This is a genomic window from Neobacillus paridis (assembly GCF_016765675.1).
GTDB lineage: Bacteria > Bacillota > Bacilli > Bacillales > Cytobacillaceae > Neobacillus > Neobacillus paridis.
Genome location: NZ_JAESWB010000117.1, coordinates 1 through 502, shown reverse-complemented (window position 1 = coordinate 502; position 502 = coordinate 1). Strand labels below are relative to the sequence as shown.

Annotated in this window: 1 protein-coding gene; it reads left to right on the top strand. The window is 66.1% G+C overall.

Going from position 1 to position 502, the window contains the following annotated elements:
• Positions 1-502 (top strand): efflux RND transporter permease subunit (locus JK635_RS28140; RefSeq protein ID WP_202653234.1); only part of this gene is annotated, 502 nt, incomplete at both ends.

Here is a 502-nt window from a genome sequence, read left to right as displayed (position 1 = left end):
GCCCTGACGCTGGCGCTGGCGCCCAGGCTGGGCAGCGAGTTCCTGCCCAAGCTCGATGAAGGCAATATCTGGCTCACCATCACGCTGGCGCCGTCGAGCTCGCTGGAACAGACCAAGCGCATCGAGGGCCAGGTGCGTGCCGTGATGATGAGCTACCCGGAGGTCGGCAACGTGATCACCCAGGTCGGCCGGCCGGATGACGGCACCGACCCCAAGGGGCCCAACAACCTGGAAGTGCTGGCCGAACTGAAGCCGCGCAACGACTGGCGTTTCGAGAGCAAGGAAAAGATGGTGGCCGACATGTCGGCCCGGATCCGCCGCCTGCCGGGCGTGCCGACCAACTTCTCCCAGGTCATCCAGGACAACGTGGAAGAGGCGATGTCGGGCGTCAAGGGCGAGATCGCGGTCAAGATCTTCGGCCCCGACCTTGACGTGCTGACGCAGAAGAGCGAACAGGTCGCCGCCATTCTCAACGGCATCCGCGGCGCGGCCGACGTCGCCG